Here is a 22,666-nt window from a genome sequence, read left to right on the forward strand (position 1 = left end):
CCGGGTCAGCCGATGCGGCGTATGACTGCCGCGTCGAAGAGGTCGCAGGCCCGCGGGAAGGGGCCCTCGTCGTGACAGTGCCAGGCTTCCCAGAAGAGGTCGGCGGGCAGCGCGTCGTCGGGGGCGTACACCCGGTACACGTACTGCCTGCCGTCGATCGCGGGCAGGGCGACCATCCAGCACCTGCTCTCCATGTTGGTGAGGGACGAGCGCCGGGGGCACCGCGGTTGCGCACCAGAGTGGAGCAAGGCGGCGCGCGCCCCTCCGGGTAAAACGGCGAGATCTCATCCGTAAGGAGGACAACCCAGGCAGGAGAGCCCAACCTGTGTGGGACGCGAAAATGGGCCGCACCGCCGATGCCTCGTCCGCCGGAGACTGATGGGGTGGGGGATGTGCAAAGCCGTACCCCGCAGGATGCCGAAACCGGCCCGACCCGAACAGAACTGGACACCAGGCTGAGCGCCGAGCTCGCCTCGGTGCTCGCCGGTGCGCGCAGGCGGGCGGTGCGCGACGGTGACCGGCAGGTGGACACCGCGCATCTGCTGCACTCGCTGATGGAGTCCGACCCCGAGGTGCGGTCCACCCTCGACAGCGGTGACCAGGTGGCGCGCCTGCTCGGCTATCTCGTGCAGCGCAGCATCGGGTACGGGCTGCAGTGGCAGGGCACCGTCGAGGACTCCGGAGCCGTGCCGCTGGTGCGCTCCGCCAAGGAGACCGCGCTCTCGCCCGCCGCGGCCACCGCACTTGACGTCGCTCTGGAGCGCGCAGGGGCGCGCGGCGAGCCGCAGGCGCGCGGGGTCGACCTGCTGGCCGGGCTCGTCGGGGACCCGGAGTGCCGGGCCGTCGAGGTGCTCGGGCGGGCCGGGGCCGATGCCCGGGCGGTGCTGGCGCGGATCGATGCCGGGTTCGAGGAGTTCGACCTCCGCGGGTGAGAGCGGGCGCCGCCGGGCCGTGGGGGTGAGCCTGGCGCGACCGTGCAACGGGGGTCCTGCGTCCGCCGATTGAGACAGTGGTCATCGGGGGTGACGCTCCTGACGCGGGCTGCCATGATGTGCCGGTGCACGCGTCTGAAGAGAATCTGGCAGGTGAGCGGGGGTCCGCGCGCGGCGTCGGGCTCGGGCTCGCGCTCGCGTCGGCCTTCGCCTTCGGAGGGTCCGGGGTCGCGGCCAAGCCGCTGATCGAGGCCGGGCTCGACCCGCTGCACGTCGTGTGGCTGCGGGTGGCCGGGGCCGCCCTCGTGATGCTGCCGCTCGCCTGGCGCCACCGGGACCTGCCCCGGCGCAGGCCCGCGCTGCTCGCCGGGTTCGGACTGCTCGCCGTCGCCGGTGTGCAGGCCTGCTACTTCGCCTCGATCTCCCGTATCCCCGTCGGAGTGGCGCTGCTCATCGAGTACTTCGCGCCCGCTCTCGTCCTGGCCTGGGTGCGCTTCGTGCAGCGGCGGCCCGTGTCGCGCGCCGCCGCCCTCGGCGTGGTGCTCGCCGTCGCCGGGCTCGCCTGTGTCGTGGAGGTGTGGTCGGGGCTGAGCTTCGACGCCGTCGGGCTGCTGCTCGCGCTCGGTGCCGCCTGCTGCCAGGTCGGCTACTTCGTCCTGTCCGACCAGGGCAGCGACGCCGGGGCCGAGGCCCCCGACCCGCTCGGCGTCATCGCGTACGGGCTGCTCGTCGGCGCCGCCGTGCTCACGGTGGTCGCGCGGCCCTGGGGCATGGACTGGGCGGTGCTCGGCGGGAGCGCGGACCTGGACGGCTCGACGGTGCCGGCCTGGCTGCTGCTCGGCTGGATCGTGCTGATCGCCACCGTCGTCGCGTACGTGACCGGCGTGCTGTCCGTGCGCAGGCTCTCGCCGCAGGTCGCGGGGGTGGTGGCCTGCCTCGAAGCGGTCATCGCGACCGTCCTGGCCTGGGTGATCCTCGGTGAGCACCTCTCGGCGCCGCAGCTCGTCGGCGGCGCGGTGGTCCTCGCGGGAGCGCTCATCGCGCAGTCCTCGACGCCCGCGAAGCCGTCGTCGGGGGCCTCGTCGGGGACGCCGCCCGAGAACTCGTCCGGGGGCCCGTCCGGGGACCCGTCGGCGGTGGCCGGAGGCGCTGGAGTCCCGGATTCCGAAACGCACTTGTCGCCCAGCGCCAGCGCCACTTAGGGTCGCGCCCATGCACGCACGCGCTCTCGTCCTTCCGCCGCCCGCCGCCTAGCGCGGGCCCTCCTCGACGCACGCCCGGCCGGTGGCCGGGCCGGACGGTGCTGCCCGCAGACGAGGCCAAGGGCCGGGTCCCGAGAGACCCCAGGCCCGCACTTCTTTGAGCTTTCGCTCAGACCTTCTGCGGAGAATTCACGTGACGAACGTGTCCGGTGTTTCTGATGTGTCCGACGTGGCTGTGGCCACGTCAACCAGGCTCTCCCCGGCGGCGGTTCGGCCCGCCGGGCCTGCCCTGCCCGTGGGGCGCGGGCTCGTCTATCTGATCGTCGCCGGTGTCGCCTGGGGGACGGCGGGCGCGGGTGCCTCGCTGGTCTTCCGGGACAGCGACATGGGGCCCGTCGCCCTGTCCTTCTGGCGCTGTGCGGGCGGGTTCGCGCTGCTGCTCGCCGCCCGGCTCGCGGGGCGGCGCCGGAGTGGGGCGGCGCGTGGGCCGCGGCGGCGCCGGGTCTTCCGTATCGCCGTCACGGGAGTGGCGCTCGCGGTCTTCCAGACCGCCTACTTCGCTGCCGTGGAGTCGACGGGGCTCGCCGTCGGCACCGTCGTCACGCTCGGCGCGGGCCCGGTCCTGATCGCGCTCGGCGCGCGGTACGCGCTGGGGGAGCGCCTCGGGTACGGCGGCGTCCTCGCGGTGACGGGGGCGCTCGCCGGACTGGTGGTCCTCGTGGTCGGCGGCGGGGGTGCGACGGTGCGGCCCGCCGGGGTCGCCTGGGCGCTCGCGTCGGCGGCCGGGTACGCGCTCATGACCCTGCTCACGCGGTGGTGGGGCCGGGACGGCGAGGGCGCCTCCTCGGACACGACGGTGTGGTCCTTCGCCGTCGTGTCGCTGTGCCTGCTGCCGCTCGCCCTGGCGGAGGGCCTCGTGCCGCACACCGCCGAACCCGCGCGCGTGGGTGCGCTTTTGCTCTACATCGCCGCCGTGCCGACGGCGGTCGCGTACGCGCTGTACTTCGCCGGTGCGGTCGTGGTCCGGTCCGCGACGGTGTCCGTGATCATGCTTCTGGAGCCGGTGAGCGCGGCCGCCATCGCGGTCACGCTGCTCGGTGAGGAGCTGACCGCGGCGACGGTCGCGGGCACCCTGCTGATGCTGGCGGCGGTGGCGGGCCTGGCCGTCGCGGAGGCGCGGAGCGCCGTCGGGGCGCGGCGGGCGGGGGTGACGACGGTGGCCTCGTAGGCCGAGTGGTCCGTGGGCGAGATGGGTGCGGTGGGCTCGTGGGAGGGCTCACCGCGCTCGGGGTGGCGTCCGGGTTCGTGCCGATGGAGCTGGTGAGCCCCTGGGACGTGGAAGCCTCTAGGGCTCCAGCAAGGGGGCGATCTTCCAGCAGTAGGGGTCTTTTGAAGGCTGTGCGCGGTGCGCATCGGGCAGGCCGTGGACGGCGACCGTGTGCAGCGCTTCCGGGCCGGTGGAGGTCTCGGCGTCGGAGGCGATGATTCCGGGCCAGTCGCCGGACGACCAGTACAGCCGGTGCCGTCCGGGTGCCAGGGGGAGGACCCCCACCAGATTCGGCCTGTCGGTCGTGTGCTTCGCCTCGGAGGGCAGGGCCGCCGACTCCTGCTGGTCCCGGTCTCCTCGGATGTCGAGGAGGTCAAGGGTCAGGGACGGCATCTGCGACAGGTCGCCCTCGTCGTCGCGGTAGAAGGTCCGGTAGAAGGGGTCCGCCGCGGTCTGAGCGGCCCGCACGATCTGGAGGACTTCGCCGGCGGTGATGACGATGTCGTCCTGGATCAGGGGGATTTCGTAGACGTTCAGGTCCGGTGCGCACGCATCCTTCGTGCCGACGGCGACGCAGACGGCTTCCTCCCCGCCCTGTGGTGGGAGCACTCCCCGCACGTAGATGTTCCCGTGCAACGGGAGGGACAGGTGGCCCAGCACCAGGTGGACCACCTGTGCCTGCACGCGGGTGCTGTAGAGAGAGGAGGAAGGCGTCAACGTCGGCTCCGGTCAGCAGATCAGACGGATTCGGTCACACCCCGCACTTGACGCGGCGGACCTTGGTCACGGCCTTCTCCGGGGTGTCCGCGACGCCGATGATGTCAGTGTCGATCACGCTGCGCCATTCGCGGACGTGGCGGTTGGCACACTTCTTGCGGGCGTTGGCCCGCCAGGTGCTGGGAGCCTTGTTGAGCTTCTTGCTCGGCTTGACGGTCTTCGACCCCTTGGCGACCGTGTGCCACTTCTTGGCGCCCTTCTTCCTGGTCTGGAGCCAGATGGTCACCTTGGCCTTGGAACCGGGTCCCTTGACCTTGAACCACCATCCGTGCCCGGAGGCCGTCGCGGGCTTGGTCGAGGACACGTGGACGAAGTCACCGTTGCTGGCGTAGACACCGGGCCCGGGGCGGGGGGCCTGCTCGCTTGCGCTCGCGGGTGCCGCGACGCCCATGAGCAGGGCCGCGCACAGCGTTGCGGTAGCCATCTTCTTCAAGCGGAATCTCCCGTTGACGTGTGGTTCCGATGATCGACAACAACCCTAGATTCCGGCGAAGACGGCCGGTATTGCCCCTTCGGGCACTGCCTCGAAGGGCAGCGTCCAGCAGGCCGTTGCCGCCACTCGGTGTCCGTGCGGGCGGTGTCCGGGGGTGGAACGGCGTCACAGGTCCCTGAGGTAGCCGGGGATCTCGATGCCGGGGGCCAGGGTGTCGGCCGGGACCGGGGCGCCGTATCCCTTGGTGAGCGGGATCAGGCCCGTCCAGTGCGGCAGGTGCAGGTCCTCGGGGTCGTCGTCCGGGCCGCCCTCGCGCACCCGGGCCGAGACCTCCTCCAGGTCGAGGGCGAGGACCGAGGTGGCCGCGAGCTCCTTGGCGTTGGCGCGGCGGGAGTCGGCGGCCCGGCCCGGCACCACGTGGTCGACGAAGGAGTCGAGGGCGGCCTGCTTCTCGGCCGGGTCGTCGAGCTGGACAGCGGTGCCGTGGATCACCACGGAGCGGTAGTTGACCGAGTGGTGGAACGACGAGCGGGCCAGGACCAGGCCGTCGATGTGGGTGACGGTCACGCAGACCGGCAGGCCCGGGTCCTTCTCGCCCGCCATGCGCTGGGCCCGCGCTCCCGTGGAGCCGTGCAGGTACAGCCGCTCGCCGACGCGGGCGTAGAGCGTGGGCAGCACGACGGGGCGGTCGTCGCGGACGAAGCCGAGGTGGCAGACGTATGCCTCGTCGAGTATCGAGTGCACCAACGCGCGGTCGTAGAAGGTGCGGTCGCGGTAGCGGGTGGGGGTCGTGTGCTCGGTCGGCGCGTATCCGGCGTCCGGGGACGCGGTGGCGGGGGGCTCCGGGCTGGCGGTCATTTGCGCTCTCCATTGCTCTAGTGCATAGTTGATTTTGTGCTAGGAGAGTATCCGATCGCAGGTCGGCGCGCAGCGGAGATTGCGGCCAGTGTGGAGCGCGCGGTGGGCGCCGGTGAGCTGGAGCCCGGCCAACCACTGCCTCCCATGCGGGAGTTGGCGCAGCGCCTGGGCGTCAATCCGAACACGGTCGCGGCGGCCTACCGCACGCTGCGCGACCGTGGCGTGATCGAGACGGCCGGGCGGCGCGGCACCCGGGTGCGGCCGCGGCCCGCCACGACGGCGCGGGTCGCGATCCGCACGGACGTGCCCGAGGGCGTGCGGGACGTCTCGCACGGCAACCCCGACACGGCGCTGCTGCCCTCCCTCGCGGACGCGTTCGCGGCGGCCGGGCGGCAGGCCGACGAACGGCCCGTGCTGTACGGGGACGACGCCGTGGAGCCCGAGTTGGGGCGGTACGCGCGGCTGGCCCTGGACGCCGACCGCGTGCCGGAAGGGCCGATCGCCGTCACCTCGGGGTCCCTCGACGCCATCGAGCGGGTGCTCGCCGCGCATCTGCGGCCGGGGGACGCGGTGGCCATGGAGGACCCCGGGTGGGGCAGCCTGCTGGACCTCGTGCCCGCGCTCGGGCTGCGCCCCGTCCCCGTGGGGGTCGACGACGACGGGCCGCTCCCCGACGACGTCGGGCGGGCGCTGGCGGGCGGGGCCCGCGCCCTCATCGTCACCGACCGGGCGCAGAACCCCACCGGGGCCGCGATCACCGCCACGCGCGCGCGTGCGTTGCGTCGTGTGCTCGACGGGTATCCGGAGGTGCTGCTGGTCGAGGACGACCACGGCCACGGCATCGTGGACCTGCCTCTGCATCCGTTGGCGGGGGCCACGAACAGCTGGGCCTACGTCCGGTCCACCGCCAAGGCGTACGGGCCCGACCTGCGGCTCGCCGTGCTCACCGGGGATCCCGTGACCGTCGACCGGGTCCAGGGGCGGCAGCGGCTCGGGCCGGGCTGGGTGAGCCGGCTGCTGCAGCGGGCGGTGCTTTCGCTGTGGACGGGGGCGGCGGTGGACTCCCGTGCGGTGGCGGCCTCTTACGCCCGGCGCCGGGATGCGTTGATCGGGGAGCTCGCCGGGCGCGGGATCGCGGCGTGCGGGCGCAGTGGCCTGAATGTGTGGGTGCCGGTGCCGGACGAGACCGGGGCGGTGGCGCGGCTGTTGCACTCGGGGTGGGCGGTGGCGCCGGGGGCGCGGTATCGGATGGGGGTGGGGCCGGGGGTGCGGATCACTGTGTCGTCGTTGGGGGAGGAGGAGATCGGGGTGTTGGCGGGGGCGGTTGCTGAGGCTGTGGGGGTGGGGCCGGTGCGGCGTTACGACTGAGGGTTGTTGGTGGCTGTGGCTGTGGCTGTGCTCTGGGTGTTGTTGTGGCTGGTCCCACTCGGTGGTGTGGCCGGCCCTCTGGCGCGGGGCTCTGTGCCTTCGTGGCCCTTGCGGTGAGGCTTGCTGCGTCGTGGTGGGCGTGGGGGATTCGCCTGCCCGGCGACGGGGTGCCCTGTCTTGGGGGCGGGCGCCGCCCTGCGGCACGATTGCTCGCAGGAGCGGCTGGCTGCGGTGCGATTGCCCGCCGGGTGGGGCCGTTGTGGCGTAATGGTGCGCGGTTGGGGCTAGTTGCGGCGTGGCTGCTCGAAGAGCGGGGAGGGCGTGGCGCCACTGCCCGCAGGGTGGGGGCCAAGCGGCGGCGTGGCTGAGCGCCGGGTGGGGATTGGCTGTGGCACGCCCTCCCGTGGGGAGGCGCGCCGTCAGCGAAGCGTTCCGCGGCGCTTCGGCTGGGTCAGTGCTGCGCCTGCCAGGACTATCAGGGCGCCGATCGGTGTCGACCAGCTCAGGGACTCGCCGAGCAGCGCGACGCCCGCTGCCGTGGCGATGACCGGGATGAAGTACGTGACCATCTGGGCCGTCGTCGGGCCGACCTCGGCGACCAGGCTGAACTGGATCATGAAGGCCAGGCCGGTGCCGAGGGCGCCGAGTGCGATGACCGCGAGCAGCGGGACGAGGGGGAAGTGCGTCGGCATGGACGTGAACAGCGGTGTCACCAGGGCCAGTTCGAGGGTGGCGACGAAGAGCTGGGCGCCCGCGAGTGAGAGGTTCGAGGAGCCGGAACCGGCCAGCGTGCGTCGGACGTAGATCCAGCCGACGGGGTAGCTGAGCGAGGCCAGCAGGGCGAGGGCGGTGCCCAGCGGGTCGAGTCCGCTGAAGCCCTGCCAGGCGCCGAGCACCGTGAGCACCCCGAAGAAGCCGATGCCGAGCCCCGCGACCCGGCGCCGTGTCGGCCGGTCCTCCGAGAGCGCGACCAGGGAGAGCGCCATGCCCCACAGCGGCGACGTCGCGTTGCAGATCCCCGCGAGCGTGGACGGGATCGTCAGCTCGGAGTAGGCGAAGAGCGAGAACGGCAGCGCATTGAGGAAGAAGGCCGCGACGGCCAGGTGGCCCCATGTGCGGGCCCCGCGCGGCAGCCGCTCCCGCTTCAGCGCGAGCACCGCGCCGACCACCACGGTCCCGAACGCCAGCCGCCCGAGGGTGACTTGGAAGGGGGCGTAGCCGTCCGTGCCCACCTTGATCAGAAGGAAACTGAAGCCCCAGACGAGGGAGAGGACGCCGAAGCGGATGCGCCAGTCGAGGCGCGGCCGGGCGGGGGCCGTCTCCGTGAGGCGGCCGTCCAGGGGCTCGCATGGGGAGGGGCGAGCGGGGGCCGAAGGGGCGGGGGAAGCCGTGGCGTGTGCGGCAGTGGTGCTCATGAGCTGAACGATGGCTCAGCCAATGTCTTAGCACAAGCGATATTTCGTGCGGGGTATCGCGTAGCATCGCTTACATGTTGAACTTGGAGCGCCTGCGCACCCTCGACGCCCTCGCCCGGCACGGCTCGGTCAGCGGCGCGGCGGCGGGGCTGCACGTCACGACCTCGGCCGTGTCGCAGCAGATGACCAAGCTGGAGCGGGAGGTCGGCCAGCAGCTGCTCGCGAAGAACGGGCGCGGGGTGCGGCTCACCGACGCGGGACGGCTGCTCGCCGACCACGCGGCGCGGATCCTCTCCCAGGTGGAGCTCGCCCAGTCCGACCTGGAGGAGCAGCGCGGCAAGGCCGTCGGCGAGCTGCGCATGGCGGCGTTCCCGACCGCCATGCGGGGGCTGTTCCCGGCCGCGCTCTCCGCGCTGCGCGCCGAGCACCCCGGACTGCGCGTCTCCTCGCAGGAGTTGGAGCCCGCGCAGGGCGTGAACGCGGTCGTGCGCGGCGACATCGACCTGGCGGTGGTCCTGGACTGGTACAACAAGCCGCTGCCGCTCCCCGACGGCCTCATGAAGGCCGCGCTCCTCGACGACCCGGCCGACGTCGCGATGCCCGCAGCGCACCCCCTCGCCGACCGCGCCGAGGTGGAGCTCGACGAGTTCGCCGAGGACGAGTGGGTGACCTGGGGCGAGGGGGAGTTCTGTCATGAGTGGCTGATGTTCACGCTGCGCTCCAAGGGCATCGAGCCGCGCATCGCGCACCGCGCGGAGGAGCACCACACCCAGCTGGCGCTAGTCGCGGCGGGTCTCGGCGTGTGCGTGGCGCCCCGCCTCGGCCGCGACCCGATGCCCACGGGCCTTCGCACGGTCCCGGTCCGCCACCGCGTGCGCCGCCATGTGTACGTGGTCTGGCGCGCCGACGCGGACCGCCGCCCCTCGATCAGGGCGGCGGTCGAGGCCCTGCGGGCGGCGGGTGCGGGCTTGAGGTGACCGCCACCGGGCGAGGGGCGAGGGGGAACGGGAGGGGGCGGGTGACAGGCCACAGCGCAGGTGACAGGTGACAGGTGACAGGTGACGGGCGAGATGGCTGAGGAGCCGTCAGCGGGGCGCCAGATCCGCCAGTTTCCGGAAGTCCCAGGACGCGATCGAGTCCGGCGTAAGACGTGCCCAGGCGTGCCGGCCGTCGTGCACCATCGCGTCCATGTTGAAGTTCTTCTTCGCGAACAGCCGCTCCGGGGCGTCGAGTTCGGGGCAGGGCTCGCCCGTGCGCGGGGTCTCGCCGACGAACTCGACGGTGCCGCTGAGCTCCACGCCGCGCAGCTCCCCGTACTCCTCGCCCGCGTCGACCACCACCGCGACCCGGCCGTCGCGGCGCAGGTCGGCCCAGCGCTTGCTGCGGGTGATGGAGTACAGCCAGAGCGAGGTGCCGTCCCAGGCGAACCAGAGGGTGCTGACGTGCGGGGCGCCGTCCCTGGACACCGTCGCCACCCGGCAGGTGCGCTCCGTGGCGAGGAACGCGTCGAGTTCGGCGGGCGACATCATGATCTTCCGGCCCCTGCGCTGTGTGACGGCCATGCGTCCTCCGTTGCCTCGGCTGCCGCGCCGGGCCCGTCCGCCCCGGAAACACCGGTGCCGCGCCCGACCTCTGACTCCTCGTCAGAAAGTTGCCGTGCCGATGATGCTGGCTCTTCCTTCGGTGCGCAATGGCCGTTAGCCTCGCGCGCCATGCCGACGAACGAACAGCTGAGGGAACTTCTCGAACCCGCCACCACGGCCCTGTTGACCATCGAGTGCCAGCAAGGCGTCGTGGGCGCCGAGAGCGCGCTGCCCGAACTCGCCCAGGAGGCGCGGGAGTCGGGGGCGCTCGACCGGGTCGCCCAACTGGTGTCCGCCGCCCACCGCGGCGGGGTGCAGGTGCTGCACGCCGTCGCCGAGCGGCGCCCCGACGGGCGCGGCGCCAACCACAACGCCCGTCTCTTCCGCGCCGCCGCCCGCCTGCCCGTACAGCAGCTCTCCGGCTCGGCGGCCGTGCAGATCGCGCCGCCCATCGAGGTCGCGGAGGAGGACATCGTCGTACGGCGGCTGCACGGGCTCTCGCCGATCGCGGGCACCGACGTCGACCCGCTGCTGCGGAACCTGGGCTGCCGCACGCTGCTGGTCACCGGCGTCTCCGCGAACGTGGCGATACCCAACGCCGTGTTCGACGCCGTCAACCTGGGCTACCGCGTGGTCGTGCCCGCCGACGCCATCGCGGGGGTCCCCGCCGACTACACGCCGGTGATGGTCCGCAACACCCTGGCGCTGGTCGCGACGGTCACGACCACCGAGGACATCCTCGGCGCGTGGAAGTGACCTCGGTGCAAGTCCGCTGCGGGCGGCGCTAGTTGTCCGTCGTCTCAAGCCGAGCCAGTCGTCTCGCACGGGCCCGGTTGTCCAGCAGGCCCTAGCCGTCACCCAGCTTGAGCGCGTCGCCGTCCACCTTCACGGACCGTGCGGGCAGCGGCTTCGGGGCCGGGCCGTGCCGCACGCTGCCGTCGGCGACGGCGAACTTGCTGCCGTGGCACGGGCAGTTGATGGTGCCCGAGGAGACACTCGTGACCGCGCAGCCCTTGTGCGTGCAGCGGCTCGAGAACGCCTTGAACTCGCCCTCGGTGGGCTGGGTGACCACCACGCCCGCGTCCTTGAAGATCTTGCCGCCGCCCACGGGGATCTCCGACGTCCTGCCGAGCGCAGCACCGGCCGCCCCGGCGGGCTGTGACGTGTCCGCGGAGCCGTCGTCGCTGCCGCACGCCGTGAGAGCCGCGGCGACGCCCGCCGCGCCCACGGCCACGACGACGGTGCGGCGGGACGGAGCGGGCACCCGGGCGGGGTGGTGTTCTGGGGGAGTAGTCATGCCAGGGAGTACGAGGCCGAGACGTTCCGTGTTCAAACGGTCAGTAACCTGGGGCGATGCTCACCGAAGTCACGGCGGTCCGCTACGTCACGCCCCTGCGTGAGGGCGGCTCGCTCCCCGGCGTGGTCGAGGCCGTGGACGCCTCCGGCTCGTACGCCTCGTACGTCATGAAGTTCACCGGCGCAGGACAGGGCCGCAAGACGCTCGTCGCGGAGGTGATCTGCGGGGAGCTCGCGCGCGGGCTCGGCCTGAGGATGCCCCGGCTCGCGCAGATCGAGCTCGACCCCGTGCTCGGCCTCGGTGAGCCCGACCCGCAGGTCCAGGAGCTGCTCAAGGCGAGCGGCGGACCCAACCTCGGCATGGACTTCCTGTCCGGGGCGCTCGGCTACGACCCGCTCGCGTTCCCGGTGGACCCGGGCGCGGCCGGGCGCGTGGTGTGGTTCGACGCGCTCATCAACAACGTGGACCGCTCCTGGCGCAACCCCAACCTCCTGGTGTGGCAGGGCGAGCTGTGGCTCATCGACCACGGCGCCAGCATGATCTGGCACCACAACTGGCGCACCGCGCAGACCGCGGCGGCCAAGCCGTACGACGCGTCCGACCATGTCCTCGCCCCCTTCGGGCCCGCCGTGGCGGCCGCCGCCGAGGAGCTCGCGCCGCGGGTCACCGAGGAGCTGCTGACCCGCGTCACCGCCGAGGTGCCGGACGCGTGGCTGGTGGACGAGCCGGGCTTCGACAGCCCCGACGCCGTGCGCCGCGCCTATGTGGCGACGCTCCTGGAGCGCGCCGCGACCATCCATGAGCGGATCACCCTTCCCGGAGCGACCGGGGCCGAGCCGAAGGGCACGAGCAAGTGAGCGAGCGGGAAGTCAACGCGCGGGACGTCTTCGAGTACGCGCTGGTGCGCGTCGTGCCGCGGGTGGAGCGCGGCGAGCAGTTCAACGCGGGCGTCGTCGTCTACTGCCGCGCCAAGTCCTTCGTGGCCGCCCGCACCCACCTCGACGAGGCCAAGCTGCGGGCCCTCGACCCGGCGGCCGACGTGCGCGGGATCAAGGCCGCGCTCGGCGCCGTCGAGCGGGTCTGCGCGGGCGGCGAGCAGGCGGGGCAGGCCGAGCGCGACGACGCGGGGAGGCGCTTTCGGTGGCTGATCGCGCCGCGCTCCACCGTCGTCCAGCCGGGTCCGGTGCACACCGGCCTCACCGCGGATCCCGGGGCCGAGGTGGACCGTCTCCTGGAACTGCTCGTCAAGTAATGGATCACAGCTCCGGTGGGCTGATGGATCACAGGCCCCCGGCGGGCTGATGGATCACAGCCACCCGGTGGGCCGTTGACACCGGGTGCCAAGGCTTCTAGCGTCACGTCTGCTGAGGTACTAAGCGGTCGCTCACCCATGGGCCGGACCGCAGAGCCGTATCCCTAGGGCGAGGAGAACCAGCATGTCCACCACTGAGCAGCGCGTCGCGATCGTGACCGGTGCGGCCCGCGGCATCGGCGCCGCGACCGCTGTCCGGCTCGCCGCCGAGGGCCGCGCCGTCGCCGTGCTCGACCTCGACGAGGCCGCCTGCAAGGACACCGTCGCGCAGATCACCGCGGCCGGCGGCAAGGCGATCGCCGTCGGCTGCGACGTGTCCGACGAGGCGCAGGTCGAGGCGGCCGTGGCCCGTGTCGCCGAGGAGCTCGGCGCGCCGACCATCCTGGTCAACAACGCCGGCGTGCTCCGCGACAACCTGCTCTTCAAGATGAGCGCGAACGACTGGGACACGGTCATGAACGTGCACCTGCGCGGCGCGTTCCTGATGTCGAAGGCCGTCCAGAAGCACATGGTGGACGCCAAGTTCGGCCGCATCGTGAACCTCTCCTCCTCCTCGGCGCTCGGCAACCGCGGCCAGGTCAACTACGCCGCCGCCAAGGCCGGTCTGCAGGGCTTCACCAAGACGCTCGCCAAGGAGCTCGGCAAGTTCGGCGTCACCGCCAACTCCGTCGCCCCCGGCTTCATCGTCACCGAGATGACCAAGGCCACCGCCGAGCGCGTCGGCATGGGCTTCGAGGACTTCCAGGCCGCGGCCGCCACCCAGATCCCCGTACAGCGCGTCGGCCGCCCCGAGGACATCGCCAACGCCATCGCCTTCTTCACCGGCGACGCCGCGGGCTTCGTCTCCGGGCAGGTCATGTACGTGGCCGGCGGGCCGCTCAACTAGGGCCGGGAGAAAGCCACATGAGCACGGAACACGCTGAACTCCCCCCGCTCTCCGGCAAGGCCGCGATCGTCACGGGCGCGAGCCGCGGCATCGGCTACGGCATCGCGGAGGCGTTCGTCGCGCGCGGCGACCGCGTCTGCATCACCGGGCGCAACGAGGACGCGCTGAAGGAGGCCGTCGAGAAGCTCGGCGCCGACCGGGTCATCGGCGTCGCGGGCAAGGCCCACGACGAGGCTCACCAGGCGGTCGCCGTGGAGCGCGCCATGGAGGCGTTCGGGCGCGTCGACTTCCTGGTCAACAACGCCGGTACGAACCCGGTGTTCGGGCCGATCGCGGAGCTCGACCTGAACGTGGCGCGCAAGGTCTACGAGACCAACGTCATCTCGGCGCTCGGCTTCGCCCAGCAGACCTGGAAGGCGTGGCAGAGCGAGCACGGCGGGGCGATCGTCAACATCGCCTCCGTCGCGGGCGTCTCGGCCTCGCCGTTCATCGGCGCGTACGGCATGAGCAAGGCCGCCATGGTGAACCTCTCGCTGCAGCTGGCGCACGAGTTCGCGCCGCTGGTGCGGGTCAACACGATCGCGCCCGCGGTCGTCAAGACCAAGTTCGCGCAGGCGCTCTACGAGGGCCGCGAGGCGGAGGCGGCCGCCGCCTACCCGCTCGGCCGGCTCGGCGTGCCCGAGGACATCGGCGGCGCCGCCGCCTTCCTCACCTCGGCGCAGTCCGACTGGGTCACCGGCCAGACACTCGTGGTCGATGGCGGCATCTTCCTCAATGCGGGCGTCGGCTGACGAAGTCCGCACGGCGTCACCTACAGCGCACAGGTGACGTAAACGCGCATCAAGTACCCCGTCGGTACGCCGAGTTGGCACGGCGGGGTACTGCGATATGGTCTCCCGATCCCCATGGCATGGCCGATCGAGGAGCGAGCGCGTGTTCAGTGGAGTTCCCCTTGCGAAGGCGGTCGGGCCGCGCGCTCTTGCGGCGCTCGCGGCCCTGACCCTGGTCGCGGGTTGCGGGGTCATCTCGTCGGACGGATCCGACGAGGAAGAGGACATAACCGTCGGTACGACGAGTGCGCCGAGCACCCTCGACCCGGCCGCATCCTGGGACGGCTCGTGGGAGCTGTACCGCAACGTCTACCAGACGCTCCTGAGCTTTCCCGGCGGAGCCGTCGAACCGGAGCCGGACGCCGCCAAGTCCTGCAAGTTCGCCGACGCCTCCAACATGGTGTTCAGCTGCACGCTGCGCAACGGCATGAAGTTCTCCGACGGCGACCCGCTGGACGCGGCGGCCGTGAAGTACTCGATCGACCGCATCCGCAAGATCGCGGACGCCGGGCGTGTGAACGGCGGACCGGCGGGCCTCCTCGGCTCCCTCGACAAGGTCGAGACGAAGGGGGACGACACGGTCGTCTTCCGGCTGCGCAAGCCCGACGCCACCTTCCCGTTCGTCCTCTCCACCCCGGCCATGTCCATCGTCGACCCGGACGACTACCCCGCGGACCGGGTGCGCGACGACGGCCAGATCACCGGCTCCGGCCCGTACGCCCTGAAGTCGTACGAGAAGAAGAGCCGCGCCGTCCTGGTCAAGAACTCCCACTACCAGGGCGCGGCCGACATCAAGAACGACGCCGTCACGATCCGCTACTTCAAGGACTCGGCGTCGATGGTCGGCGCGCTGCGCAAGAAGGACATCGACGTGACCTTCCGCGGCCTCGCCTCCCAGGACGTCGTCGACCTCCAGGCGCAGCACAAGAAGAACGAGGGCCTGCAGCTCGTCGAGGGCTCCGGGGGCGGCACCAGCTTCCTGGTCTTCAACCCGAAGGACCCCTGGGCCGCCAAGTTGCCCGTGCGGCGGGCCTTCGCGCAGGTCATCGACCGCGGGGCGATCGCGCACAAGGTCTACAAGGACACCGTCGAGCCGCTGTACTCGATGGTCCCCAAGGGCGTCACCGGACACGCCACCGACTTCTTCGACGACTACGGGGCGCCCAGCGCGGCCAAGGCCAAGAAGATCCTCTCCGACGCCGGGATCAACCGCCCCGTGCCGCTCACGCTCTGGTACGTGACCGACCGCTACGGCTCCGAGACCGCGCCCGAGTTCAAGGAGATCAAGCGGCAGTTGGAGGAGTCGGGCCTCTTCAAGATCACGCTGCGGAGCCGGCCCTGGGACACCTTCGAGCAGGGCTACAAGAAGGGCGAGTACCCGGTCTTCGGCCGCGGCTGGTTCCCCGACTTCCCCGACGCGGACAACTACATCGCGCCCTTCGTGGGCGAGCGGAACGCGCTCGGCACGCCCTACGCCTCGAAGAAGATCACCGAGGAACTGCTGCCGCGCGAGCGCCGCGAGGTCGACCGGGGCAAGACCAGGGAGGCGTTCGAGGACGCCCAGAAGGCGCTCGTCGACGACGTGCGGCTGCTGCCGATGTGGCAGGGCAAGCAGTACATCATGGCGAGCGAGGAGATCGCGGGCGGCGAACGCGCCCTCGACCCCTCCGCGATCATGATGATGTGGGAGCTCCAGCGGAAGACCAGCTGGTAGCGGCCGCCGCAGTCGCGGGGTGCGGGCGGCGGGCGAGGGACCCGGTTGTCAGTGGCCGCCGGTAGGTTCTGTGGTCGGAAGTGACCGCACACCGGAGGTTGTTGACGTGACCGACATCGCCATGCTGCCCGCGTCCTGGCGCGGCGTCCTCGGCGAGGAGCTGCAGAAGCCCTACTTCAAGGCACTGACTGAGTTCGTCGAGGAGGAGCGGGCGAAGGGACCGGTGTTCCCGCCGCGCGAGCAGGTCTTCGCCGCCCTGGACGCCACCCCCTTCGACCAGGTCAAGGTCCTCGTCCTCGGCCAGGACCCGTACCACGGCGAGGGCCAGGGCCACGGCCTGTGCTTCTCCGTGCGGCCCGGCGTGAAGACCCCGCCCTCCTTGCGGAACATCTACAAGGAGATGAAGGAGGAGCTCGGCCACCCCGTGCCGGACAACGGCTATCTGATGCCCTGGGCCCAGCAGGGCGTCCTGCTCCTGAACGCGGTCCTGACGGTCCGCTCCGGAGAGGCCAACTCCCACAAGGGCAAGGGCTGGGAGAAGTTCACGGACGCGGTGATCCGCGCCGTCGCCGACCGTCCGGACCCGGCCGTCTTCGTGCTGTGGGGCAACTACGCACAGAAGAAGCTCCCGCTCATCGACGCGGAGCGGCACGCGGTGGTGAAGGGCGCGCACCCCTCGCCGCTGTCCGCGAAGAAGTTCTTCGGCTCGCACCCCTTCACACAGATCAACGAGGCGGTGGCGGCGCAGGGGCACGAGCCGATCGACTGGCGCATCCCGGACCTGGGCTGAGCCCGGGAGCGGCCCGGGGCCCGGCGGGTTCAGCCGAGTTCGTAGTCGAAGGTGTACGGGACGGTCGGCACCCCCTCGCGCGCGGTGAAGCTCCCGGAGCCGCTCAGCCCTGCCAGCGCACCGGAGCCGGACCCGGGCAGCACGGTGAACGCGCAGCTGATGGTCCCGTCCTCGGCGAAGGTGCCGCGCTGCTCGATGACGAAGGAGCCCGCCCGGCCGTCGACACTGCCGTCGAGGAACTCGTAGCCGGTGAAGGCGCCGGTCTTCTGCGTCGTGTAGGCGATCGTGTACTCGCAGGCGGTGGCGGCGGATTCGATGCCTCCGGTGAAGCCGTTGACGACGGCGGCGTGCGCGATGCGCGCGCCGCCCTCGGCGCCCGCGACGGGCTGCTCGTCCCAGGAGGCGAAGGTGAAGGTGCCGGTGGCGGTCTGGTGGCGGGGCATGCGAAGCCTTTCCGGTGCGGGAGTCGGGGAGTGGGCCCCGTGAGTCCGTCGGGCCCTGAAGAGCACTCTCTCGCCCGTACCTGACACCTTCTGTCAGGTACACAGGCAGACTTGGACCCATGCGCGCCGACCGGCTTCTCGCCCTCCTCCTGCTGCTCCAGAACCGCGGCCGGCTGACCGCGCCCGAGCTCGCCGAGGAGCTGGAGGTGTCGGTGCGCACCGTCTACCGCGACGTGGAGGCGCTCTCCGCCGCGGGCGTCCCCGTCTGCGCCGAGCGCGGGCCCGCGGGCGGCTTCCGCCTCATGGACGGCTACCGCACCCGCCTCACCGGCCTCACCGACGACGAGGCGGACTCGCTCTCGCTGGCCGGGATGCCCGCGGCCGCCGCCGAACTGGGGCTCGGCGCCGAACTGGCCACCGCCCAGCTCAAGCTGGGCGCCGCGCTGCCCACCGGGCTCGGCGAGCGGTCCCGGCGCATCCAGGAGCGCTTCCACCTGGACGCGGCGGGCTGGTTCGTGGCCGCCGACCCGGCCCCGCTGCTGCCCGGCATAGCCGACGCGGTGTGGCGCCGGCGCCTGCTGAGCGCCCACTACGCACGCTGGGGCGGCGAAGTCCGGCGCACGCTGCACCCCTTGGGGCTCGTCCTGAAGGCGGGCAACTGGTACCTGGTGGCCGCCGCCGACGGCACCCCGCGCACCTACCGCGTCACGCGGTTCCTCGACGTCACGGTCCTGGACGAACCGGCCACATCCCCCGAGGGTTTCGACCTCGCCGCCTACTGGCAGGAGGCGTCCCGCGACCTGGCCGCCCGTGTCCTGCGGGGCCGGGCGCGGCTGCGGGTCTCCGCGGCGGGGCTCCGGCTGCTGCCCGCGCTGTTCGGAGCGGCGGGGGCGCGGGCCCACGGGTCGGCGGGGGCGCCGGACCCGGACGGCTGGGTGGAGGTGGAGCTGGAGGTCGAGACGCTGCCCGTGGCCGTCGCCGACATCCTGCGCCTCGGCCTGCAGGCCGAGGTCCTCGGCCCGGCGGAACTCCGCGCGGCCGTCGCCGAGACCGTCACCGGCCTGGCCCAGCGCTACGCGTGAGCGCCCCGCCGCCGCCCGCGCCTGACCGTGATTGTCAGTGGTGGCGGCTAGCGTCGTCATCCGTCGTGGCCGGTCGGAACGACAGGCATACGGGCACACGGACCTACGGGCGTACGGGTACACGGGCGTGGAGGGCGCGATGACGGAGCAGCGGGAACAGTCGGCGGACGACGCCATGATGACGCGCATCGGACAGGCGGTCATGTTGCATCACGGCGGCGACCGCGAGGAGGCACAGGGCCGCTTCCTCACGCTCTGGTCGGAGATCGGCGAGGGCGGCGACCCGCTCCACCGCTGCACGCTCGCGCACTACATGGCGGACACCCAGGAGGACCCCACGGACGAACTGGCGTGGGACCTGCGGGCGTTGTCCGCGGCGGACGGCCTCACGGACGAGCGCCTGGCCCGGCACGAGCAGTCCCTCGCGGTGCGGGCCTTCTACCCGTCCCTGCACCTCAACCTCGCGGCGGACTACGTGAAGCTGGGCCGTCCGGACGCGGCCCGCAGCCATCTGCGCTCGGCACGGGCGGCGGTGGGGGCGCTGGGGGACGACGGGTACGGGGAGGGGATCAGGGCCGCGATCGGGCGGCTCGAGGAGCAGGTGGGGGAGGGAGAGGTGGGCTGAGGCGACCCGCTTCGGTTCTCAACTCCCGTACGCCTGGTGGCAGATGACGGCCTCGGGGCTGTCGTGGTGCCAGTGGCCGTACTTCTTGCCGAGGGCGCAGACACCTGACGACTCCTTGTGGGGCGCGGGGTGCGCCGGGCGTCGTGGGTGGGCAGGGCGGGCCGGGTGGCGCCGGGGAGAGGCCGTCGCCGGGCGGGGTGCGCGGGCGGCGGTGATGCGTTGGGGGGTGGGGCGCGGTGCCGGGGGTTCCGCGCCGGTGAGGGCGGCGGCCGGTTCGGCGGGGCGCGGTGGGTGGGCGTGGGCGCCCATGAGCTGGAGGGACTCGCGGGCGGGGGCCTGGGTGAGGCGGGGGTGCCGGGCGGCGAGGGCGGGGGTGGGGGGTTCCTCGGGGTGCTGCGGGTGGTCGTGGGCGGGCTGCCCGTGATCGTGGGGGTGCGGGCGGGGCACGCTCACACAGCCCGACAGGGCCAGGGCCGCGGCCCAGAGCAGGACCGTGGCGCGGATCGTCGTGATTCGGTGCACCCGGTCAACTGTGGTGTGCTGTACGGCACTTGAGGGCGCGAATCAGGGGCGCGTGACCCGCATGGGTGACGGCCTCACTCGCCCCGTCGCCCCGTCGCCCCGTCGCCCCGTCGCCCCGTCGATCCGCTCGCGCAGGAAGTCCGCGTGGCCGTGATGGCGGGCGTACTCCTCGATCATGCGGGTGTAGACCCAGCGGAGGTTGAAGGGGGCGCCCGTGCGGCTGTCCTTGCGCACCGAGAAGCTGTCCAGGGGGAGGGGCGCCGTGGCCGCGCGGGCCGCCTCGATCTCGGCCAGCCAGGTCTCCTCGGCCCCGGCCCAGCCCGCGTGCGGCCCCGGACGCGGATCGCCGTCCTCGCCGTCCTCGGTGGCATAGCGGGCGGGGAGTTCGGCGCCCGCCGCGCAGCTGGGCCTCGGTCAGGCCCGCGCACTTCCTGGCGAGAGTCGCGCGATGGTGGTCGGGCCGGCCCTCCAGCAGGGTGCGCTCGTCGGCGTCCAGCGGGGGCTCGCTGCGTTCGGGGGTGGCTGCGCCGGGCTCGGGCGGCGTCGTCATGGCGGGCATCATGGCCCACGTACCGGCCGGGCATCAGGGTGGGTGGTCGCTCGCCCGCCCCGTAAGCTGCGCACGGCGCAACGCATGACGCGACGCACGGCACCACGCACGGCACCACGCACGACAGCAAGGAGACAGCGGTGAAGATCGGCTGCATCGGACTCGGAGACATCGCGCAGAAGGCGTATCTGCCGGTGCTCACCACGCAGCCGGGGACCGAGCTGCACCTCCAGACCCGCACCCCCGAGACTCTCGCCCGGGTCGGCGCCACGCACCACATCCCCGACGAGCGGCTCCACACCGACCTGGACGCGCTCCTCGCCCAGGACCTCGACGCCGCGTTCGTGCACGCGCCGACGACCGTCCACCCCGAGATCGTCGGCCGTCTCCTGGAGGCGGGCGTCGCCACGTACGTGGACAAGCCGCTCGCCTATGAACTGGCCGACTCCGAGCGGCTCGTGCGCCTCGCCGAGTCCACCGGCACCAGCCTCGCCGTCGGCTTCAACCGCCGCCACGCGCCCGGCTACCAGCAGTGTGCCGAGCACCCGCGGGACATGATCCTCATGCAGAAGAACCGCGTCGGCCTGCCCGAGGACCCGCGCACTCTGGTCCTCGACGACTTCATCCACGTCGTGGACACGCTGCGCTTCCTGGCGCCCGCGGCCATCGACCACGTGTCGGTGCGGGCCCGCGTCGAGGACGGCCTGATGCACCACGTGGTCCTGCAGCTCGCCGGGGCCGGGTTCGTCGCGGTCGGCATGATGAACCGGCTCAGCGGCTCCACCGAGGAGGTCCTGGAGATCTCCGGGCAGGACAGCAAGCGGCAGGTCCTCAACCTCGCCGAGGTCATCGACCACAAGGGCCAGCCCAGCGTGCGGCGGCGCGGCGACTGGGTGCCGGTGGCGCGGCAGCGCGGCATCGAGCAGGTGGTGCTCGCGTTCCTCGACGCGGTCCGCGCGGGGACGGTGCTCAGCGCCCGTGACGCACTGGCGACTCATGAGCTGTGCGAGCGGGTGGTGCGTGCGGCCCTGGAGCAGGCCGCCGCCTGAGCGAGCGCAGCCCCTCGGTGACGCCGAGCGCGACGAGGACGAGGACCGCGCCGTACACCGGCCAGTCCCCGAACCGGACGTACGCGGTGGTGCCGGTGGCCATCGGGACGTCGTAGACGCGCGCCGTGCTCTCCTCCGTGCCGAGCGGCCGCCCGACCCGCGCGCCGTCCGGCCCGTACACGGACGAGACCCCGGTCAGCGTGGCGTGCACCATCGGGCGCCCCGTCTCGGCGGCCCGCAGCGCCCCGAGGGAGGCGTGCTGCTGGGGCGCCCAGCTGTGCTGGAACGACGACGTCGCGGACTGAGCGAGCAGCAGCCCCGCCCCGTCGCGGGTGAGCCGGCGGCTCATGTCGGGGAACGCCGACTCGAAGCAGACCAGCGGCCCCACGCGCACGCCGTGTCCGACGTCCATGACCACCTGGCGGTCGCCGCGCCTGCGGTCCTCGCCCGCCGCCTTGCCCACGGACGTCGCCCAGCCGAGCAGGGAGCGCGCCGGGATGTACTCGCCGAAGGGGACGAGCCGCATCTTGTCGTAGCGGTCGCCGGTGGGGCCCTGTGGGCCGACCAGGACGGTGCTCTTGAAGATGCCGGGCCGGTCGGAGCGGCGCGCGTCCACGTTCACCAGGATGTCGGCGCCGACATCGCGGGAGAGCGCGGCGACGCGGCGGGCGAGGTCCGGGCGGTCGGTGAGGTCGAAGCCGACGCTGGACTCGCCCCACACGACGAGGTCCGGGTCCTGGCCCGCGAGCGAGCGGGTCAGCGCCTCCTCGCGCGCGAACCGCTTCTCGGCGCCGCCGTCCGCCTCGCCGACAACTCCCGGCTGCACGACGGCGACCCGCACCCGGCCCGCCGCGTCCGGGCGCGGCGCCCACGCCCAGGCGGCGCCGGCCACGGCGGCGACGGCGACGAGCCCGGCGACGGCGGGGACGGCGACGGCCGGGGAGACGGCAGGGGAGAGGCCAGTGGCGAGGGGAACGTCGGAGCCCTCGCCGGTACGGGAGACCCGCGCGCCCCTTCCGGTACGGGTGCTCCCCGTTCCCGCACGGGCGCGCCGGTGAGCGAGCGTCACCACCACGAGCACCGCGACAGCCGTGTTCACGGCGACGAGGAGGGCGCTCACCAGCCACACCCCGCCCACCGAGGCGAGCCGCAGCGCGGGCGTCACCTGCCACTGGCTGGAGCCGAACAGCCCCCAGGGACCGCCCAAGCCCTGCCAGGAGCGGACGAGTTCGACCATGAGCCAGGCCGAGGGCACCACGGCCAGGGCCGCTGCGGTCCGCCCCCGCGACGGCACCCCGCCGAGGAAGCGGCGCACCAGCCGGCCCCAGGGCGCCCACAGCGCGCCGAGCAGCGCGGCGATGACCACGGTGAAGACGTGCAGGCTCGGCAGCAGCCAGTGGTGGACGGCCAGCATGTACCCGAGGCCGCCGAGCCAGCCGTCACAGGCCGCCCGGCGCCCCGAGCCCGCGGAGCGCGCGAGCAGGATCCACGGCACGAGGGCCACGTACGCGAGCCACCACAGCGACGGCGCGGGAAAGGCGAGCGCGGGCAGCGCGCCCGCGACGACGGCGGCCGCGCCACGCCACCACGGCGAGACGAGCAGCGATCCGGCCAAGCCCATGCAGCGCCTCCTTCGGCCCCCGACGCCGGGGTCCTCCCAGTGTGCGCGCCCGAGACGATCTAGGACAGTGGACGTTCCGGATCGGCTGCACGACGGCCGCGTACGGCGCT

The 22,666-nt window shown here is 72.7% G+C and carries 25 protein-coding genes and 1 pseudogene; 15 read left to right on the plus strand and 11 right to left on the minus strand.

The window, feature by feature from the left end; genetic code table 11:
• Window positions 1-5: 5 nt before the first annotated feature.
• Entirely contained in the window at window positions 6-194 is a 189-nt protein-coding gene (locus ACQB60_RS43180) for a hypothetical protein (RefSeq protein WP_496931576.1), read from the minus strand.
• 198 nt (window positions 195-392) lie between these two features.
• On the opposite strand from ACQB60_RS43180, the gene ACQB60_RS43185 reads away from it, so the two are divergent.
• From ACQB60_RS43185 to ACQB60_RS43195, 3 genes are all read left to right on the plus strand, one after another.
• The gene (locus tag ACQB60_RS43185) at window positions 393-932 is read left to right on the plus strand and encodes a peptidase (protein ID WP_496931634.1); all 540 of its coding nucleotides are present in this window, start codon (window positions 393-395) and stop codon (window positions 930-932) included.
• A 119-nt stretch (window positions 933-1,051) separates the two neighbouring features.
• On the plus strand, window positions 1,052-2,134 hold the full coding sequence (locus tag ACQB60_RS43190; RefSeq protein ID WP_496931577.1) for an EamA family transporter: 1,083 nt from the start codon (window positions 1,052-1,054) through the stop codon (window positions 2,132-2,134).
• Between the two features lie 235 nt (window positions 2,135-2,369).
• Window positions 2,370-3,362 (plus strand): DMT family transporter, encoded by a 993-nt coding sequence (locus ACQB60_RS43195; RefSeq protein WP_496931635.1) that lies wholly within the window; start codon window positions 2,370-2,372, stop codon window positions 3,360-3,362.
• Window positions 3,363-3,479: 117 nt separating this feature from the next.
• On the opposite strand, the gene ACQB60_RS43200 is transcribed toward ACQB60_RS43195, so the two are convergent.
• The 3 genes from ACQB60_RS43200 to ACQB60_RS43210 all read right to left on the minus strand — a co-directional run bounded on the left by ACQB60_RS43200 (window position 3,480) and on the right by ACQB60_RS43210 (window position 5,469).
• Window positions 3,480-4,085 carry a hypothetical protein gene (locus tag ACQB60_RS43200; protein ID WP_496931578.1) on the minus strand — a complete coding sequence of 202 codons (606 nt, stop codon included), beginning with the start codon at window positions 4,083-4,085 and terminating at the stop codon, window positions 3,480-3,482.
• 67 nt (window positions 4,086-4,152) lie between these two features.
• Window positions 4,153-4,602 carry a hypothetical protein gene (locus ACQB60_RS43205; protein ID WP_384846617.1) on the minus strand — a complete coding sequence of 150 codons (450 nt, stop codon included), beginning with the start codon at window positions 4,600-4,602 and terminating at the stop codon, window positions 4,153-4,155.
• Between the two features lie 174 nt (window positions 4,603-4,776).
• Window positions 4,777-5,469 carry a pyridoxamine 5'-phosphate oxidase family protein gene (locus ACQB60_RS43210; RefSeq protein WP_496931579.1) on the minus strand — a complete coding sequence of 231 codons (693 nt, stop codon included), beginning with the start codon at window positions 5,467-5,469 and terminating at the stop codon, window positions 4,777-4,779.
• Window positions 5,470-5,505: 36 nt separating this feature from the next.
• Between ACQB60_RS43210 and ACQB60_RS43215 the strand changes: the two genes are divergently transcribed.
• Complete coding sequence (locus ACQB60_RS43215; protein WP_496931580.1) at window positions 5,506-6,837, plus strand: aminotransferase class I/II-fold pyridoxal phosphate-dependent enzyme; 1,332 nt, start codon at window positions 5,506-5,508, stop codon at window positions 6,835-6,837.
• 419 nt (window positions 6,838-7,256) lie between these two features.
• On the opposite strand, the gene ACQB60_RS43220 is transcribed toward ACQB60_RS43215, so the two are convergent.
• The gene (locus ACQB60_RS43220; RefSeq protein ID WP_496931581.1) at window positions 7,257-8,252 is read right to left on the minus strand and encodes a DMT family transporter; all 996 of its coding nucleotides are present in this window, start codon (window positions 8,250-8,252) and stop codon (window positions 7,257-7,259) included.
• Between the two features lie 74 nt (window positions 8,253-8,326).
• On the opposite strand from ACQB60_RS43220, the gene ACQB60_RS43225 reads away from it, so the two are divergent.
• Window positions 8,327-9,229, plus strand: a complete 903-nt coding sequence (locus tag ACQB60_RS43225; protein WP_496931582.1) for a LysR family transcriptional regulator — start codon at window positions 8,327-8,329, stop codon at window positions 9,227-9,229.
• Window positions 9,230-9,337: 108 nt separating this feature from the next.
• Here ACQB60_RS43225 and ACQB60_RS43230 read toward each other — a convergent pair whose 3' ends face one another.
• Window positions 9,338-9,814, minus strand: coding sequence for a pyridoxamine 5'-phosphate oxidase family protein (locus ACQB60_RS43230; protein WP_496931583.1), 477 nt, complete (start codon window positions 9,812-9,814; stop codon window positions 9,338-9,340).
• 150 nt (window positions 9,815-9,964) lie between these two features.
• On the opposite strand from ACQB60_RS43230, the gene ACQB60_RS43235 reads away from it, so the two are divergent.
• Window positions 9,965-10,591: a cysteine hydrolase family protein gene (locus tag ACQB60_RS43235; protein WP_496931584.1), complete on the plus strand. Its 627-nt coding sequence runs from the start codon at window positions 9,965-9,967 to the stop codon at window positions 10,589-10,591.
• A 91-nt stretch (window positions 10,592-10,682) separates the two neighbouring features.
• On the opposite strand, the gene ACQB60_RS43240 is transcribed toward ACQB60_RS43235, so the two are convergent.
• Window positions 10,683-11,132 carry a Rieske (2Fe-2S) protein gene (locus ACQB60_RS43240; protein WP_496931585.1) on the minus strand — a complete coding sequence of 150 codons (450 nt, stop codon included), beginning with the start codon at window positions 11,130-11,132 and terminating at the stop codon, window positions 10,683-10,685.
• Between the two features lie 56 nt (window positions 11,133-11,188).
• Here ACQB60_RS43240 and ACQB60_RS43245 point away from each other — a divergent pair, with 56 nt between their 5' ends.
• From ACQB60_RS43245 to ung, 6 genes are all read left to right on the plus strand, one after another.
• Window positions 11,189-11,989: a HipA family kinase gene (locus ACQB60_RS43245; protein WP_496931586.1), complete on the plus strand. Its 801-nt coding sequence runs from the start codon at window positions 11,189-11,191 to the stop codon at window positions 11,987-11,989.
• Window positions 11,986-12,384, plus strand: a complete 399-nt coding sequence (locus ACQB60_RS43250) for a DUF3037 domain-containing protein (RefSeq protein WP_496931587.1) — start codon at window positions 11,986-11,988, stop codon at window positions 12,382-12,384. Before ACQB60_RS43245 ends, ACQB60_RS43250 begins: the two co-directional genes overlap by 4 nt.
• 184 nt (window positions 12,385-12,568) lie before the next feature.
• Window positions 12,569-13,330: a 3-oxoacyl-ACP reductase FabG gene (fabG, locus tag ACQB60_RS43255; protein ID WP_384846597.1), complete on the plus strand. Its 762-nt coding sequence runs from the start codon at window positions 12,569-12,571 to the stop codon at window positions 13,328-13,330.
• 17 nt (window positions 13,331-13,347) lie between these two features.
• A complete protein-coding gene (locus ACQB60_RS43260; protein WP_496931588.1) occupies window positions 13,348-14,121 on the plus strand; it encodes an SDR family oxidoreductase in 774 nt (257 codons plus the stop codon).
• 97 nt (window positions 14,122-14,218) lie between these two features.
• Window positions 14,219-15,874, plus strand: a complete 1,656-nt coding sequence (locus ACQB60_RS43265; protein ID WP_496931589.1) for an ABC transporter substrate-binding protein — start codon at window positions 14,219-14,221, stop codon at window positions 15,872-15,874.
• A 106-nt stretch (window positions 15,875-15,980) separates the two neighbouring features.
• Window positions 15,981-16,664, plus strand: a complete 684-nt coding sequence (gene ung, locus ACQB60_RS43270; protein ID WP_496931590.1) for a uracil-DNA glycosylase — start codon at window positions 15,981-15,983, stop codon at window positions 16,662-16,664.
• Between the two features lie 29 nt (window positions 16,665-16,693).
• Here the strand turns inward: ung and ACQB60_RS43275 are convergent, their stop codons facing one another.
• Window positions 16,694-17,107 (minus strand): DUF3224 domain-containing protein, encoded by a 414-nt coding sequence (locus ACQB60_RS43275; RefSeq protein WP_496931591.1) that lies wholly within the window; start codon window positions 17,105-17,107, stop codon window positions 16,694-16,696.
• Window positions 17,108-17,226: 119 nt separating this feature from the next.
• Between ACQB60_RS43275 and ACQB60_RS43280 the strand changes: the two genes are divergently transcribed.
• Together ACQB60_RS43280 and ACQB60_RS43285 are read left to right on the plus strand one after the other, a co-directional pair.
• Window positions 17,227-18,189 carry a helix-turn-helix transcriptional regulator gene (locus ACQB60_RS43280; protein WP_496931592.1) on the plus strand — a complete coding sequence of 321 codons (963 nt, stop codon included), beginning with the start codon at window positions 17,227-17,229 and terminating at the stop codon, window positions 18,187-18,189.
• Between the two features lie 139 nt (window positions 18,190-18,328).
• Window positions 18,329-18,814, plus strand: coding sequence for a hypothetical protein (locus ACQB60_RS43285; RefSeq protein WP_496931593.1), 486 nt, complete (start codon window positions 18,329-18,331; stop codon window positions 18,812-18,814).
• Between the two features lie 18 nt (window positions 18,815-18,832).
• Here ACQB60_RS43285 and ACQB60_RS43290 read toward each other — a convergent pair whose 3' ends face one another.
• Complete coding sequence (locus ACQB60_RS43290; protein WP_496931594.1) at window positions 18,833-19,336, minus strand: hypothetical protein; 504 nt, start codon at window positions 19,334-19,336, stop codon at window positions 18,833-18,835.
• Between the two features lie 42 nt (window positions 19,337-19,378).
• Window positions 19,379-19,672: pseudogene (locus ACQB60_RS43295) on the minus strand (mycothiol transferase); the annotation flags it as partial.
• A gap of 354 nt (window positions 19,673-20,026) precedes the next feature.
• Between ACQB60_RS43295 and ACQB60_RS43300 the strand changes: the two are divergent.
• Window positions 20,027-20,935 (plus strand): Gfo/Idh/MocA family protein, encoded by a 909-nt coding sequence (locus tag ACQB60_RS43300; protein WP_496931595.1) that lies wholly within the window; start codon window positions 20,027-20,029, stop codon window positions 20,933-20,935.
• Here ACQB60_RS43300 and lnt read toward each other — a convergent pair.
• Window positions 20,856-22,556, minus strand: coding sequence for an apolipoprotein N-acyltransferase (gene lnt / locus ACQB60_RS43305; protein ID WP_496931596.1), 1,701 nt, complete (start codon window positions 22,554-22,556; stop codon window positions 20,856-20,858). The genes ACQB60_RS43300 and lnt overlap by 80 nt on opposite strands.
• Window positions 22,557-22,666: the final 110 nt, after the last annotated feature.

This window comes from Streptomyces odontotermitis, assembly GCF_050510915.1.
GTDB lineage: Bacteria > Actinomycetota > Actinomycetes > Streptomycetales > Streptomycetaceae > Streptomyces.